At 62.8% G+C, this 14,412-nt stretch carries 14 protein-coding genes; 6 read left to right on the top strand and 8 right to left on the bottom strand.

Going from position 1 to position 14,412, the window contains the following annotated elements; translation table 11 throughout:
• Window positions 1-63 precede the first annotated feature (63 nt).
• From BMZ66_RS07505 to BMZ66_RS07495, 3 genes are all read left to right on the top strand, one after another.
• Window positions 64-1,065 carry an aspartate-semialdehyde dehydrogenase gene (locus tag BMZ66_RS07505; RefSeq protein WP_092670709.1) on the top strand — a complete coding sequence of 334 codons (1,002 nt, stop codon included), beginning with the start codon at window positions 64-66 and terminating at the stop codon, window positions 1,063-1,065.
• 193 nt (window positions 1,066-1,258) lie between these two features.
• The gene (locus BMZ66_RS07500; RefSeq protein ID WP_092670707.1) at window positions 1,259-3,232 is read left to right on the top strand and encodes a carboxypeptidase-like regulatory domain-containing protein; all 1,974 of its coding nucleotides are present in this window, start codon (window positions 1,259-1,261) and stop codon (window positions 3,230-3,232) included.
• A gap of 79 nt (window positions 3,233-3,311) precedes the next feature.
• On the top strand, window positions 3,312-3,929 hold the full coding sequence (locus tag BMZ66_RS07495; protein ID WP_092670705.1) for a DNA-3-methyladenine glycosylase: 618 nt from the start codon (window positions 3,312-3,314) through the stop codon (window positions 3,927-3,929).
• A 417-nt stretch (window positions 3,930-4,346) separates the two neighbouring features.
• On the opposite strand, the gene BMZ66_RS07490 is transcribed toward BMZ66_RS07495, so the two are convergent.
• A complete protein-coding gene (locus tag BMZ66_RS07490) occupies window positions 4,347-4,607 on the bottom strand; it encodes a hypothetical protein (protein ID WP_143080100.1) in 261 nt (86 codons plus the stop codon).
• A gap of 180 nt (window positions 4,608-4,787) precedes the next feature.
• Between BMZ66_RS07490 and BMZ66_RS07485 the strand changes: the two genes are divergently transcribed.
• On the top strand, window positions 4,788-5,222 hold the full coding sequence (locus BMZ66_RS07485; RefSeq protein ID WP_092670701.1) for a hypothetical protein: 435 nt from the start codon (window positions 4,788-4,790) through the stop codon (window positions 5,220-5,222).
• A gap of 148 nt (window positions 5,223-5,370) precedes the next feature.
• Here BMZ66_RS07485 and BMZ66_RS07480 read toward each other — a convergent pair whose 3' ends face one another.
• The 7 genes from BMZ66_RS07480 to BMZ66_RS07450 form a co-directional block, all read right to left on the bottom strand.
• Window positions 5,371-6,732, bottom strand: a complete 1,362-nt coding sequence (locus BMZ66_RS07480) for a DUF8692 domain-containing protein (RefSeq protein ID WP_092670699.1) — start codon at window positions 6,730-6,732, stop codon at window positions 5,371-5,373.
• Window positions 6,733-7,073: 341 nt separating this feature from the next.
• Window positions 7,074-7,982 (bottom strand): DUF5777 family beta-barrel protein, encoded by a 909-nt coding sequence (locus BMZ66_RS07475; protein WP_234795019.1) that lies wholly within the window; start codon window positions 7,980-7,982, stop codon window positions 7,074-7,076.
• Window positions 7,983-8,006: 24 nt separating this feature from the next.
• Complete coding sequence (locus BMZ66_RS07470; RefSeq protein ID WP_092670697.1) at window positions 8,007-8,606, bottom strand: YceI family protein; 600 nt, start codon at window positions 8,604-8,606, stop codon at window positions 8,007-8,009.
• An 85-nt stretch (window positions 8,607-8,691) separates the two neighbouring features.
• Window positions 8,692-9,069 carry a c-type cytochrome gene (locus BMZ66_RS07465; RefSeq protein ID WP_092670695.1) on the bottom strand — a complete coding sequence of 126 codons (378 nt, stop codon included), beginning with the start codon at window positions 9,067-9,069 and terminating at the stop codon, window positions 8,692-8,694.
• Between the two features lie 19 nt (window positions 9,070-9,088).
• On the bottom strand, window positions 9,089-11,953 hold the full coding sequence (locus tag BMZ66_RS07460; RefSeq protein WP_177204636.1) for a TonB-dependent receptor: 2,865 nt from the start codon (window positions 11,951-11,953) through the stop codon (window positions 9,089-9,091).
• 219 nt (window positions 11,954-12,172) lie between these two features.
• Window positions 12,173-12,607 (bottom strand): CHRD domain-containing protein, encoded by a 435-nt coding sequence (locus BMZ66_RS07455; RefSeq protein WP_092670691.1) that lies wholly within the window; start codon window positions 12,605-12,607, stop codon window positions 12,173-12,175.
• Between the two features lie 397 nt (window positions 12,608-13,004).
• Window positions 13,005-13,268: a GNAT family N-acetyltransferase gene (locus tag BMZ66_RS07450; protein ID WP_092670689.1), complete on the bottom strand. Its 264-nt coding sequence runs from the start codon at window positions 13,266-13,268 to the stop codon at window positions 13,005-13,007.
• Between the two features lie 44 nt (window positions 13,269-13,312).
• Here BMZ66_RS07450 and BMZ66_RS07445 point away from each other — a divergent pair, with 44 nt between their 5' ends.
• Both BMZ66_RS07445 and BMZ66_RS07440 read left to right on the top strand, forming a co-directional pair.
• Window positions 13,313-13,876 carry a Crp/Fnr family transcriptional regulator gene (locus BMZ66_RS07445; RefSeq protein ID WP_092670687.1) on the top strand — a complete coding sequence of 188 codons (564 nt, stop codon included), beginning with the start codon at window positions 13,313-13,315 and terminating at the stop codon, window positions 13,874-13,876.
• 32 nt (window positions 13,877-13,908) lie between these two features.
• A complete protein-coding gene (locus BMZ66_RS07440; RefSeq protein WP_092670685.1) occupies window positions 13,909-14,220 on the top strand; it encodes a hypothetical protein in 312 nt (103 codons plus the stop codon).
• Window positions 14,221-14,412: the final 192 nt, after the last annotated feature.

Below are 14,412 nucleotides of genomic sequence, written 5' to 3'. Positions count from 1 at the left end.
TTTGTGGCGACATTTGTGTGTTTGCGCCCGAGCGTGGTGCTTTTTTCATTTTTTGCTTATTCCATGAAACTCGCTATTGTAGGAGCCACCGGCCTGGTCGGTACCGAGCTGCTGAAAGTGCTGGCCGAGCGCCAGTTTCCCCTGACCGAACTGTTGCCCGTAGCTTCGGCCAAATCGGTGGGCCAGCTGGTTGAATTTATGGGCAAACAGTACCCAGTGGTAAGCATGGACGACGCCATTGCGGCCCGGCCCGAAATTGCCATCTTCTCGGCTGGCGGCTCGGTTTCCAAAGAGCACGCCCCGCGCTTTGCCGCCGTGGGCACCACCGTTATCGACAATTCCTCGGCCTGGCGCATGGACCCTACCAAGAAGCTGGTGGTACCCGAGCTGAACGCCTATACCCTCACCCCCGAGGATAAAATTATTGCCAACCCGAACTGCTCCACTATCCAGATGGTGGTGGCCCTCAACGAGCTGCACAAGGTGTACCAGGTGCAGCGCATTGTGGTGAGCACCTACCAGAGCGTGACCGGCACCGGCAAAAAAGCCGTGGACCAACTCTTGGAAGAGCGCGCCGGCCAAACCGCCAGTAACCCCGCCTACCCGCACCCCATCGACCTGAACGTGTTGCCCCACATCGACGTGTTCGAGGCCAACGGCTACACCAAGGAGGAGTTGAAGATGGTGAACGAGACCAAGAAAATCATGGGCGACGACAGCATCCGTGTCACGGCCACCTGCGTGCGCATCCCCGTAATGGGCGGCCACTCGGAGTCGCTGAACGTGGAGTTTGCCCGGGAGTTTGAACTGGCAGATGTGCGCGCCATCCTGGCCCGCACGCCCGGCGTGGAGCTGGTCGACGACCCATCCCAAAATCAATACCCCATGCCCAAGGACAGCCACGGCAAAGACGCCGTGCTAGTGGGCCGCCTGCGCCGCGACGAGACCCAGCCCCGTACCCTCAACATGTGGGTGGTGGCCGACAACCTACGCAAAGGCGCCGCCACCAACGCCGTGCAGATTGCCGAGTATTTGGTGCGCGACTTGGTGCCGGCTAGTCACTAAGCCAGCAGTAAGAAAGAGGACGGTTTAGCTGTTTAGTTGTTCAAGGAGGCGCCTCACCCCCCGGCCCCCTCTCCGAAAAGGAGAGGGGGAGCCCATCATGCTGCTTGTGGAATCGTCTGCCTCCCCCTCTCCTCTTTCGGAGAGGGGGCCGGGGGGTGAGGCGCCTCCTTGAACGACCATCCCTTTTCTAAATATGCGCTGCTTCTTGCTGCTGTGGTTTGTGTTGATGGGCGGGACTGCGCTGGCGCAGGGCCCGGCCCTTCTGCGCGGCATCGTGGTCGATGCCGAAACCAAGCAGCCCATTCCCAACGCTCAGGTGGGCGTGGCCGGCAACCGCATAGGCACCAGCACGAACGAAGACGGCCGCTTTGTCCTGAGCATTACGCCCGAGTACCAGGGCGAGCAGTTGGAAGTGGCTCTGCTCGGCTACCGCAAATACAGCCGGTCATTGCCGCCGCTACCGGGTCCGGAGTTGCGCATTGAGCTACGCCTGAGCCCGGCGGCGCTGGGCGAAGTGCAGGTAACGGCCTCGGTAGAGGGCATTGTGCGGGAGGCCGTGGCGCGCATCCCGCGCAACTACCCCCGGCAGGCCACCCGCCTCACGGGCTTCTACCGCGAGTCGGACAACGACCCCAGCGGCAAGCCGCGCTACCTGGTTGAGGGTCTGCTTACAGTGTTTAAGCAGCCCTACCAAGTGCGCACGGGCAAAGGCGAGGTGCAAATTCAGCAGTCGCGCAAGGTGGACCTGCGCCCCCAGACGCTGGTGCGGATAGACTGGGCGGGCGGCCCCTTCATTGCGCACATGGCCGATTTTGTGCATAGCCGGGCGCAGTTCATTGACCCGACCAATTTTCGGGATTATAGCTACCGCCTGGCGCCGGGCAGCACCTACGCCGACCGGCCGGTGTACGTGGTGACGTTTGAGCCCCGGCCCGGCAACCGGCGCGCCAATTTCGCGGGCCGGATGTACATTGACCAGGACAGCTACGCTTTTCTGGGGGCCGAATGGCACTACACGCCCAGCGGCCTGCGCAGCGGCATTCACCAGGCCGATGCCCGCGAGCTGCGCGTGGCCTACCAGCCCTACGCCGGCCGTTGGCACCTCAAAACGGTGTGGTGGCAAACGAGATACCGCCCGCCCGTGGGCGAGCCGCTGCTGTATTTCGGCGAGTTCCTGACCACGGCCATTGATACAGCTCAGGTGGCATCGCCCAGCTACCTGGAGCGGGCCCAGTACCGCGACGTTTTCCTGCACAACCCGGTGCCCTACGACTCGGCATTCTGGCACAGCCAAACCACCCTGCTGCCCCCTGCGGCCGTGCAGCAAGCACTGTTGGACCAGCGCCGCCAGCAGCGCGCCGACTCGTTGTTTAAGCAGCAAAAGGGCCTGCCCGCAACGGCAGGCGCTGATGGCCCAGCCGTGTCCGCTTCCACAACGGCTCCCGAATCTTCGGCCATGCGGTGGCTGAGTCGCGTCCGTTACGGAGCGTCGGCGGGGGCTTGGCCGCTGAGCGTGTCGGCAAGTGGGCTGGCCGTTGACTATGCGCCGGTCGGGACAACGTTTCGGGCTCAGGGCAGCGCCGGCGTGGCCAGCCAGCAGCTTACCGGTTGGTGGAGTGCCGAGTATCAGTTTGACCTTACCGCCAAGCTGGCCGTGCGCCTGGCCACGCGGCGCGTGTTCCGGCAGTTTTCCGGCGATGGCTGGGAGGCCGGTTTTAGCTACGAGCACAACCTCAACCCCCGCCACCGCCCTCTTTATGGGCGAGCCGGGCTGGCCTACACACGCCAAACCCTGGGGCGGGCAGTCGGAACCTTTGAGAACACCAGCGGCGACCTGCGGGTGGGAGGCACCCGCCTCAACGCCGATGAGTTGAGCATGGCGCTGCAGTCGACCACCGATGCCGTGCAGCCCAAACTGGGCCTGGGGCTGGAGCTGAGCCACAAAGTTCAGCTAGTGGCGGATGTGGGCTACTTGCTGCCGCTTCGTACCCGCACCCAATTGCAGCTGGAAGAGGAAAGCGGCTTCTTCCTGACCCGCAGCTCGGCCGCCATCACCCTGCCAAGCGCCGACGTGAGCCTGCGCGTAAACGACCAGCCGGCCACTGCTGCACCGTGGCAACAGCAGCGCTGGCTGCTCAGCTTTGGGCTGCTGTACCGGCTGCGGTAAGCTGCCACAAGCGTAAGCAGCTGCAATAAGCTGCCCCGGCCGGGCAAAACACTTCCCGGCACTTGCTGCTTGAGCTTGCATGCCAACCACCCAGCCCCAATTGCCTGCGGCCTTCTTCCAGCGGCCCAATGTGTTGCAGATTGCCCGCGAGCTGCTCGGCAAGCACCTCTATACCAAAATCGACGGGGTTGTCACGGCCGGGCGCGTTGTCGAAACCGAAGCCTACCGGCACGAGGGCGACAACTCGCTAACCATGCATCTGCAACGCAAGCGCAAGCAGGCCCAGGGCCTGCACGTGCTCGGCGGCCAGGCTTATATCTATACCGTTTACAACCGTTACGCGCTGTTCAACATCGCTACCCACGACGCCGACCACCCCGACGCTGTCCTGATTCGGGCCGTAGAGCCCACCATCGGCATTCCAGAGATGTTAGCACGACGCGGCCTGCCGGCGGCCAAGCGCGCCCTCACGGCGGGGCCCGGGGTGATGAGCCTGGCCCTGGGCATCACGCCTGCGCTCACTGGCCTGCCGGTAAGCGGCGAAGTGCTGTGGTTTGAAGACCACGGCGAGACCATAGCCGATGCCGATGTGCTGGCCAGTGCCCGCGTCGGCTTGGAATACGCTGGCCTGGAGGCGGCGGGGCTTCCGTGGCGCTTCCGCATTCGCGGCAATGCCTGGACCAGCCCCGCGAAGTAGGGTGTGTGGTTTGCTTATCCGGAAGACTGTAGGAGCTTGGTCTTCCTGTAGGCACTCACGTCCCTAAAGCGGCAAGGAAATACCGTTTTATGGAGTTCATAAAACTCATGCAAAATGCGGTTTCTGTACTTTGATTATTTGAGCCAGTTTATTGAGCTCATTCTAAGGAGTAGAGTCGGTTCAGCGGATTTGAAAGCACTAGGTGGAGCGGTTTATTTAGATGAGGAATATGTCAGCCTACTGGTCGCGCTAATGTTACCTTCGCTCTGGCCTCTACGAGGAGGCTAAGAAGCTCTTTCCTGGCAATAAATGGGCCCCAGTGCCTCGTTTTGGGGTTTTATAAACATAAATACCCGCCAAAAAGCCGCTCCGGCCCGGCAGGTGCCACGGTATTTCGAGGGAGGCAATCCCCAGGGCTTACCCGGCGTCGCCGGACCTGGAAACGGTAGGCTCCGGGGCGTTGCGGGCCCGTACCGAAGCCCACAGCCGGCAGGCGTCGCGGTGCAACGCCGTCGCCGCGCGGGCCACCAGCTCGTTCAGTTCCACGCCCGGCAGGGCCCCACCCAGCACGTTGATGACCGCGAGGCAGGCCAGGGCGAGCCCCGCCATGAGCAGCGCGGCCGCCCGGAACAACAGATGGGCGTAGAACTGGAGCAGGGGCATAGGGCGAGGCGGCAAAAGCAGAAAGGGGAGTCCTTCCGGCGGGCTAAGATAGGGAAGAAAAACAGGCTAGCATCCGGGCGCGGGTGGCCGTGTCCACCGGGTTGGTCAGCCTAGCAGAACTTGCGTTCAGGAAAACGGTCCCAACCGAGACCGTTCAAAATAAGGAGCGTTTCTTTAAGGGTTCACAGCGAGCTTATGATTGACCGCCAGACCGGAAACCTGCTCTTCTCCCCGTCGGTGTGCGTCCGTCGCGGCGACTCGTTGGAAACCGTGGTCGCTTTGGGCGTGGGTGAATCGCCGAAAGTACGCGACGTGCAGACTGGCTGGAAATGGTTGTTTGCCCGAAACGTGCAAGTAGGGACCGAGTACTACGCCTTCGCCTTCGGGTTTAGCGACAACCCCTTGCTCCAGGTTTCGCTCGCCGTTTCTTCTGAGCCGTTTGAGCCAGTGGACACGTGGGAGGCGTTGTCGGAGGGTGATGAAAGGCAGCGACTTGAGGCGTTGAGGCAGTGGATACGCCGAGAGGTCGGCCGCGACGGAGCTTTTTCCTGTGGCAGCGTGACGGCCGAGTATGATTTTAAAATGCCAGCAGCGGCATTTTCATCAACTATAAACCCAATCCCCATCTAGTTCAGCTAAAACGCTCAAGTGACAAAGGGTCAGGTGCGTATCGTGGTCAAATAAGCCGTTACCGTTCCCAAAGCCATATGGCTTTGCGGAAGAGGAGAAAAGCCAGCATATTCGTTGTCTTCCCTTTTCGTCCGTACTTGCCCCCTGCCTAAATGCCTCCTGCGGCGGCGCTTGCTCCGGCGGGGTTCTTGCGGACCGGAGCCTCTTGTTGCACGAATGGTTCGGCTTGCTGAGTCATTTCGGCGGGTACGCTAGCGGGAAGAAAGCTGTTCGGGACCAAGGCCAGGGCCAGCCCGACGGCTCCCCCAAATGCCACGAGGGCGGCTTGTTCTTGCGGGAACCACAGCGCCGCCGCCCACCCGGTCAACCCCAGGCCCAACGTGGCCGTTTGCAGGCGGGTTAAGCGTTGCCCCCGCCACAGCAGAAGGGCCAGGCCCCCGCAGAGCCCGGCCAGCAGCAGGCGCAGGGCGTACCCCGCCGCCGACCCTTCCCGCCACAAAACCGGCGCGCTGTACAAATCGCTCCCGTAAAAAACCGATATGCCCAGGCTGCAGGCGGCCAGGACGGCATGGCCCGCCTTGGCCCGGCCCCCGCGGCTGAACTGGTACAGGCTGAACACGAACAGGCCAAAGGCGCCCGCACTCGGAAACCAATTCTTCGGAATCCCCATACCCGGAGCAATTTGCTGGCCGGCTACTTGCGTCAGCAGGAGCGCCAGCATGGCGGCGACGAGGCCCACGCCCAGGGTGGCGCCGTGCGGGGAATATGCCAAGCGAATCGCCAGGCCGGCCGGGTCCTCCGGCCGGTCCAGGCGCCCCCGGTGCGGGCGCCCGGCGCTGTACACCACGGTCGCGCAGAGAAAGCACCAGGTCGCCAAGAGCTCCGACCCCTCCTCCAGCAACAACAGGCCCAGCGGGCGCTGCCAGGTTGCCGGGTCCGCGGCGGCGCGGTACGCGTCAATCTCCAGCTTTTCTTGGTAAGGATTGCTCAGAAACAGCAGGGTGCCCACGACCAGCAAGGCCAGAGCGACCGGGTGGCGGCGCAGGTGCAGCACCCCAAAGCACCCTATGGCCGCCCCCACCCCGGCCAGCAACACCAAAAAGGCCGTCCAGCCCGAACCGCGCCCCACGGCGGCAAAAACCGCCGTGTCCCCGATGGTTTCGTGAAACGACCCGATTTCGTCGAACGACAGCAGGGCGAACATGCCGGCCAGGCCCACCCAGCCCCAGCCCGCGACCCGCGTCCGCCGCGACCCGCCCGGCTGCTGGTCCACCCCAAAGCACAAGAGGGACGTAAAGGCGACCAATAGCATCAGCATGGCCGAATACCACGTGGCCACGTTGTTCTCGTGCGCCAGGGTTCCTTGCAAGAGCAGGAGATGGCCCGCCCGGGGCAGGACGAACGGGTTGGCCTGGCCCGTTACCCATTGGTCGTGGTACCAGTAGAGGCCACCGGTGGTAGCAACGAACAAAATACCCAGAACGGCGGTCACCGCGAGCAGAAGCCGCAATTGACTAATCGATAATTTAATAGAGTTCATTCATCGTAAAGTATGGATGAGGAGCTCTAATATAGCATAATATTCAAGTAACATTGACTCACCCCGCTGTTTTCCTGCGAAGCGTCTCCGGCGCACGAGGCGTGGGAACGAGGGGCAAGCAGGAAGAATAACGGCCGCCACAGCCGGTGCTTGGGCAGCGGAAGGGGCAATCACTTCGCCCAAAAGCGCAGGGATGGGCACACCAGAGTGGGGCGCTTGCTCGGAAGAGAAGGAGCATCGGATGGCTTGCGCAGCGCTCAGTGAAACGGTGGTTGAAGTAAAGGAAGGCCGACTTACCGTCAATGCGCAGCCTACAGCTGCGGGCTGACGGTAAAACTGCGCGCCACCGTGAAGCCGAAGTACAAGTCGCCGGAGAAGAAATTGCCCTGCGTTTGGGGCACAAAGAACGTCTCCGTCATCCCCCGCGAGTTGGTGACGTGCAGTTGAAAAACGTGGCCGCCGGTTTCAATGTCTACCCCCAGCCCCAGGGCATTGCGGAAAGCGCGCGCCGTTGGCCCCGGCAGCAGGTAGTAGTAGTCGGCCGTGAGGGCGAGGCGCTTGGTCAGTTTCTGGCGCAGCGCCCCACCCAGGGCGTACACGTCGTTTTGCTCGGCGGCGGTGGCCACGTAATTGCGGTGGATTAGCGTGGGCATCAGCTGCACCGACAGGTTCTCGTTAAACTTGCGGGCAATCAGGGCTTGGTAAGCGTAGCTCACCCGCGAAGTGAGGCTCCGGTCGGGGGTCTCGTTGAATTTGAGCGTGGTGAGCGACGACGAGGCCAGCAGCGTGACCGAAACCGGCAAGGGCTGCACCCCGGTTGCTTGCTGCAGGGCCCGGAATTTGACGAATCCATCGAACGTTTTGTCCTGCGAGCTGCGCCCGAGCCCCAGCGTGAGCCGGTTGGTAAGCCCGTACTCCAAGCCCAGGCGCAGCACCGCTTGGTCGAGACCGAAGAATTGGTAGGCACCACTGTTGAGTGTACCAAAGCGGTGCTGAATGAGAAACGCCAGCGTGCCCGCGCCGGGCGTTTCCACCGACTGCGAATTGATGATGCGCGTCCCCTTAAAGGTGGCCGCCACCACTTCCCGCTTCGCGGGCTCTGCCACTTCCCGTTCGAGCTGGTGCAGCAGGTCAGTCTGCGCCCGCGCCGCTGGGGCCCAGGCCAGGCCGGCGGCGGTCAGGCCCAACAGGGAAAAAAGGGTGTAGCAGGGTAATTGCATAAAAGTCAAGTATTGATATAGCCGTTATTTAAGCGGGCTCGAACGCGTGGGCTTCGGGCCGCTGCCCGCCACTACGTCGCAGGACAGCGCCACGCGGATGCTCACGATTTTGGCAATGTTTTCGCGGACCAGCAGTGGCACCTCGATGTTGTAGTCGGCGGGCGCCACGTTGAAGACGGCAGAGGCGAGCAGCTGCCCGTTTTTCAGCTCCAGCGCGCCCGGCACCTTCACGTGGTGGCTTACGCCGTGCAGGGTCAGTTCGCCTTCCACTTGCACTTCGTGCGAGCCCGCCCAGCCCAGCGTGGCGGCATCAGCCCCGGTGAACCGCCCCGTGAAGGTGGCCTTGGGGTATTTATCCGACTCCATGTAGTTCTCGTTGAAGTGTTCTTGCATCAGGGAGCGTTTGAACACGAACTCTTTGACGGGAATGACAAGGGCCAGCTGGCCGGTGTTCAAGTCGAAGACGGCCGCGGCCGCGTTGTTGCGGGCTTCGATGTCTTCGAGGATGGTGGTCGACAAAAAGCTGACGCGGCCGGTTTTCGTCATGAACGTGCCCTGTGCCCGGCCGGACCAAGGCGTGGCCAGCAGCAACAGCACGGGCACAACGGAGAAAATCCTTTTCATGAATTAAGCCACAAGGAGTAAAGGGTGCTGCTCCGACGGGCCGGGCGCGCGAAAACAAGGCGAAAGGGCCACCGCTTCACAGCAGTTAGTTGTTGGGCCAGCCGGCGTCAATCCACGCCTGCAGGCGGGCAATGTCGCAGTCCGAGAGCTGGGCCCGGCCCTTGGGCATGGCCGCCGCCCCCGGCTCGTGGCGCACGCTGCTCATCAGGTACGCCGCCGACTGGTTGGTGAACCCCCGGTAGGTACTGAAGTCCAGGCCGCCGCCCTGGGTTGCGTTCACGGCGGCCCCGTGGCACTCCAGGCACTGCGCCGCCACCAAGGGGGCAATGACGGCCGCGTAGGTGGGGGCCGCCGCGTCGTTGCAGGGGCCGGGGGGCGGGCCTTGGGCGTAGGTGCAGCCCTGGGCGAGCAGCCCCGCCAATGCCCCAAGCAGCCGGAAGGATGGTCTCAAGAGAGTGGCCATGAGTTACGAAACAGAGCGCTTACAGGCCCAGGCTGTACACGGCTTTCAAGTAAACCAATGCCCCGTTGAAGCCCATTTGCACGGGCGCATAGGGATACACGTCGCGGTTGGTGGGAAAGGGCGAGGGCGCACTGTAGCGGTTTTGATAGTATGCCTCGAACTGCGCGCGGGTCGCGAAGCCGCCGGGAGCCTCCCCGTTGGAAGCAGCCTGGTCCAGCGTATTGGGCTTCACGTTGAAGAGGTTCTGGGCACCGGCGCTGATGCTCAGGCCCTTGGTGGCCTGCACGCTGACCGTCAGGTCGGTAACGGTGCGGGGACGGAAAACGAGCAGATAGCCCCCAAAGTCGTACACGGCCGGGTCGGGGGCCACGTCGTAGTAGCGCACCTCGCCAAAGTACGTGTTGCGCAGGCCCAGCCCGACCTTGCCCAGGGTGTAGTTGAGGCCGAGCAGGATTTTGCTGGCGGGGTTGCCGGTTTCAATCAGGGACAGCTGGCGCGGGTCGACGTAGTTGGTGGTGGGGTCGTCGTCTTCCTGAAGGCTGCGGAACGTGGCCGGCACGTTCAGCCGGCGGGTGCGGGTGCGGGTGAAGTTGCCAGCCGCGGTGGCGCTGAACTGGCCGGCTCCGAACGCGTGGCGGTAGTTGGCCACCAGGTCCACGCCCTGGGTCCGGGTGTCGAGGTCATTGGTGAAGAACTGCGCCTGGCTCACGCGGCTGTTGGCCAGCGTTTGGGTCAGGGCGGGGCTGATGCCGAAGCCCGGGCGCAGCAGGCCCGAGAGCGTGATGCGGTCGTCGATGTCGATGAGGTAGGCGTCGGCGGTGAACGAGAAGGCCGAACTGGGGGTGAACACCAGGCCGCCGCTGACGTTGCGCGAGCGCTCGGGCGTCAGGTCGGGCACGCCGGCCTGCACCCGCAGCTCATCTTGGTTGTTGAAAATGCCCGCGTATACCACCCCGGTCACGCCGGGGCGCTGGGTAATCTGGCGGTAGAGCACCTGTTGCAGCGATGGCGCCCGGAAGCCCGTGTTGAAGGCACCGCGCAGGGCCAGGAAGCGAGCGACTTCCAGCCTGGAGGTGGCCTTGTAAATAAAGGCCGACCCGAAGGTGGAGTAGTTCTCGTAGCGCAGCGCTCCGCTCACCGACCAGTGTTTGGTAACGTCCGCTTCCACGTCCAGGAAGGCGCCCACGTTGGTGCGGCTGCCCACCACGGCCGAGGCCTCGCCAAAGCCGCTGAAGCCCTGCGCCCCCTGCTGGGAGTTGGGCAGGCCCAGGTCGTACTCGGCCTCGGTGCGCTCGTCGCCGCGCAAAATTTGGTAGCGGTCGGCCCGGAACTCGGCGCCGAAAGCCACGTTGGTACCCGCCAGCGCCCGGTCAAAGAAGCGGTTGGCGGTGGCGTTGGTTACGTTCTGCAGAAACTGAAAGCCGCCCGCGTTGTCGAACACCGTGGGCGATGAAGCCCCCAGCGAGGCGTTGAGCGTGTTTTCCAGGTCGTAGGTCATGCGGTTGTAGCCGGTGGTATTGCTCACGTCCAGCGTCCAGCGGTTGGGGCCGGGCTGGCCGAGCACCACGCCCAGCGTGCCCGCGCCGTCGTGGATGCGGGTGTTGACCTGGGGCTGGTAGCCGTAGGGAAATAGGCTTTCGACAACGTCGGCACTTTGCGTGGCCGGCAGCACCCACAGGGTGGACGCCTGACCGCGGCGGAAGTTATAGCCCCCGAACCCGTAAAAAGCCAGCCGGTCGGAGGCTTCGACCCGGGCGTTGAGCAGGCCGCGCACGTTGCGCACCCGGGCATCGCCGTTGCGCTGCGCAAAGTCGTTGTACGTCTTGCCGGCGGCCGTCAGGGCAGCCTGCTCCCGGGCCGGGTCGTTGACCACAAACACCGGGCTGACCCCCGGGTCGCGGCCGTAGCCGCGGGCGGTGCGGTCGCGGTAGTCGGCGTCGGCCGTCACGTTCAAAAAGCCTTTCGTCCCCAGCCGGAAGCCCTGGTTGACGCCCAGGAGCGTGGCCAGGCCGTCGCCCTCGGTGGTCAGGCCCGTGTTCAGCAGCACGCTGCCGTCGCTGTTGCTGTTTTTCAAACTGATGTTCATCACGCCCGCAATGGCGTCGGAGCCGTACTGGGCCGCGGCGCCGTCGCGCAGCACTTCCACCCGCTCCACGCCCAGGCTGGGCAGGGTGTTAAGGTCGGTGCCCACGCTGCCCAGGCCGCGGTTGCTAAGCAGGTTGACCAGGGCGGTGGTGTGGCGGCGCTTGCCGTTCACCAGCACCAGCATCTGGTCGGTGCCCAGGCCGCGCAGGTTGGCGGGGTCCACGTGGTCGGAGCCCCCGGCAGCCGTTTGGCGGGTCGAGTTGAAGGCCGGCACGGTGTAGTGCAGCAGCTGGGTGAGGTCGGTCTGAGGCACGGTGCGGAGCAGCGCGGCTATGTCGACCACGTCAACGGGAACGGCCGACTCCAGGGCCGTGCGGTCGTCGCGACGCGTGCCCACGGCCACCGTGGCGGGGCTTAAGTCGATGTCCAGCGCCGTCGCGGCGTCGGCCTTCAGGTACATGTTGGTGACCGTCTGGGCTTGAAAGCCCGGCTGCTGTACCTGCAAAATGTAGGGGCCGCCGGCCAGCAGGTTGGTGAAGGCAAACCGGCCCATTAAGTCGGCGCTGGTGGTTTGGCGTGTGCCCGTGGACAGAGACACCAGGGTTAGGGAGGCAAACGGCAGCGGCGTTCCCTGGGCTTCGCCCGAGCGTGCGGTTACTTTCCCGCTTAAGCTCACCGGCTCCTTGTCGGGGGCAGCCACCGGGGCGGGCGACAGCGCTTGCGCCCCCGCCGTGAGAGTAGTTAATCCAGTTCCCAGGCACGTGAGGATAACCCGGGCGTATTGTGTAAAATGCATCATATAATAAGCAGAGAAGGGGAAGCAGCCCGTTGCTCGCGGCCGGGCACGGAACCCCGGGTGCGGGCTACGAGGGCCCGCACGGACACACCCCAAGCTGGGGTCAGGCATCCCGCATTAAGATGGTTCGGCGTGGGGCCCTTTCCGGCCCGCTGCTAAAGCAACGAGCTGGAAAGGGCTACTAAGTATGGAGCGCCCAAGCCCGCCGAAGGGGCACGCAACTTACTTTTTCTTGATATCGCCGCGGATTTCGCCGCTCGGGAACGCCGACGTATGGATGTTGACGTACATGCGGTTGCTGAGCAGGTTGTTGGCCTGCTCGGCGGTCAAAGTCACCGTGCCCGTGATGGGCGAGGCCAGGTTTTGAAAAGGAACGGCCACCGAGCCGCTCTCGCCGGGTGCCCCGGTGTGAATGTGAGCAATGGTGGGGGTAAGGCCCTGGTAGGTGACGGTGTACACGAGTTGCTTGTTGGCGCTGCTGTACGTGCCAGCAAATGTCCCGGTCGCCGTGGACGCGTTGGCCGGCACCTGCTGCCCCCCGTTGACCGTGGCCACCAGCTCGGTTGTGGTCGACATCGGCGGGGTTTCTTCTTTTTCGCTGCAAGCCGTAATCAGACCAAACGAGGCGAGAAGCAGTGAAGCGTATTTTTTTTGCATTTGTAATAATGTGATGGAGGAAAAAAATGGATAAACTGACCGGCAGACCACCTGCCGGGCTAGCGTGGTTGTTCAACCGGCAAGCGGCCAAATGCTCTTGCCGCCTCCGGGCAGATTGCGGCGCTTTTCGTTAAGCACCCGGATTCGGTCGGTCAAAGAGTAAAATCGGCAGATAAATCAGCTAACCCCATTTGAACAAATCGTAGTCAACAATTGCTTCATACTAACTAAAAGGAGTTGATTATTGAATAATTTCAATTTCATAAATGTTAATTCACATCTTGCAAATGTTGCATATTCGGTGCCCCACAAAACTTGTAATTGGCCTAAAATCAGTTCTTTTAGGAGACTAGCCGTTATGAGGCCCAGGTATGCCTGAACCAATAAGGTTGTTTAATCAAACGGTGAAATTTATTACACCCCCTTCACCTACTGCCCCGCTGACCCGTACGGGTTGGGGTGCTTGATTTCGAGCCAGGGGCTCGTAGCCGAAGTGTTGGTAGAGGGTGTGGGCGTCGAAGGTGGCGAGTAGGTGCCGGCGCAGATTTTGCAGGTTGGGGTGGGCCAGCATGCGCTTCACCAGCCACTTGGAGAGGCCGAGGCCGCGGAACTCGGGCAGCACGAACACGTCGCAGAGCCAGGCGAAGGTGGCGCGCTCCATGGTGGCCCGCGGAATGTGGCGGGCCCAGTACGGAACCTACGCGGGTGTACTTCGTGAAGACCGGCCGGGTGAAAACCCTCAAATCCAACGCCACGGACAAGGAGCTAATAACCGGCTACTACGGCCCGGGCGAGTTTTTTGGGTTCCTGCCCCTATTGGAGCACACCGCGCGCAGCGACTCGGCCGTGGCCACCGACGAATCGGAGCTGGTCCACATTCCCAAGGACGACTTCAGCCAGTTGCTGCTGCGCAACCCTGCCGTGAGCCAGCAATTCATCCGCCTGCTGGCGGGCCGGGTGAGCGAGCGCGAAGCCCAGCTGCTGGCCATGGCCTACGCCCAAGCCGGGTCCGACGAGTGCCTACACTTCACGCGCGACGACCTGGCCACTATGGTGGGCACCGCCCCCGAGTCGCTGATTCGCACACTCAGCGAGTTCCGGCCTGATGGGCTGGTGGAGAGCTCACGCCCAAAAGCATCCGGGTGCTGCAGCCCGATAAGCTGCGCAGTGCCCGCTGGTAAAGCGCGCCCAATAGTTGACAAGCTTCAGGTATTGGGCTGCACTTTGTCATATAGCCGGCTATATAGCCCTGGTAGCTTTGGGTATTGAACGGGCTAACTCCGTTTGTGAATTCCCGCTCTATGAACCAAGACCTACAACTCGACCTGGCCGACAACGCCAAGCAGTGGCTGGCGCTGTCACAATCCATCTCCGCTTCGGAAAAAGCGACGTTTGACGCCCTGCACAACGGGTTCTTCGCCGCCTACGGGCCCAACTTTATGGCACACGTCTACCGGGCCTCCATCGAGCAGGTGCTACAAAACATGCCCACGGTGGAGCGCGACAAGCTGCTGGTGGCGTTCCGACAGGCCTTGGACAGCGCCATTGAAAGGCACGCCTACATGCTGCCCACCGCCGCCGACTGCTCGGCCTGCCACGCCCGCAAGTTCTAACCTGACAGTTGCGCCTGCGCGGCAATGGCTAAACCAGCCAGGCGAAGCGTGGTCGGCTAGTTCGATAACCTGTGACAACTCCATCTTTTGGTTGGCACTCGCGACCCTGGCGTGAAAGAAGCAACCCCACCGCATAAAGCTGCGCTTGCGGGCTAGGGTTCACGGTAGAATCCGTGGACCTTTTCCGACCTT

The organism is Hymenobacter arizonensis (genome assembly GCF_900115775.1).
GTDB classification, from domain to species: domain Bacteria; phylum Bacteroidota; class Bacteroidia; order Cytophagales; family Hymenobacteraceae; genus Hymenobacter; species Hymenobacter arizonensis.
The sequence above is the reverse complement of the archived record's forward strand: the minus strand, read 5'-3'. Positions and strand labels throughout refer to the sequence as shown.

Coding starts and splice junctions, on each gene's coding strand:
- BMZ66_RS07505 (WP_092670709.1), top strand. CDS start 64: ATGAAACTCGCTATTGTAGGAGCCACCGGCCTGGTCGGTACCGAGCTG.
- BMZ66_RS07500 (WP_092670707.1), top strand. CDS start 1,259: ATGCGCTGCTTCTTGCTGCTGTGGTTTGTGTTGATGGGCGGGACTGCG.
- BMZ66_RS07495 (WP_092670705.1), top strand. CDS start 3,312: ATGCCAACCACCCAGCCCCAATTGCCTGCGGCCTTCTTCCAGCGGCCC.
- BMZ66_RS07485 (WP_092670701.1), top strand. CDS start 4,788: ATGATTGACCGCCAGACCGGAAACCTGCTCTTCTCCCCGTCGGTGTGC.
- BMZ66_RS07475 (WP_234795019.1), bottom strand. CDS start 7,982: ATGCAATTACCCTGCTACACCCTTTTTTCCCTGTTGGGCCTGACCGCC.
- BMZ66_RS07470 (WP_092670697.1), bottom strand. CDS start 8,606: ATGAAAAGGATTTTCTCCGTTGTGCCCGTGCTGTTGCTGCTGGCCACG.
- BMZ66_RS07465 (WP_092670695.1), bottom strand. CDS start 9,069: ATGGCCACTCTCTTGAGACCATCCTTCCGGCTGCTTGGGGCATTGGCG.
- BMZ66_RS07460 (WP_177204636.1), bottom strand. CDS start 11,953: ATGATGCATTTTACACAATACGCCCGGGTTATCCTCACGTGCCTGGGA.
- BMZ66_RS07455 (WP_092670691.1), bottom strand. CDS start 12,607: ATGCAAAAAAAATACGCTTCACTGCTTCTCGCCTCGTTTGGTCTGATT.
- BMZ66_RS07450 (WP_092670689.1), bottom strand. CDS start 13,268: ATGGAGCGCGCCACCTTCGCCTGGCTCTGCGACGTGTTCGTGCTGCCC.
- BMZ66_RS07440 (WP_092670685.1), top strand. CDS start 13,909: ATGAACCAAGACCTACAACTCGACCTGGCCGACAACGCCAAGCAGTGG.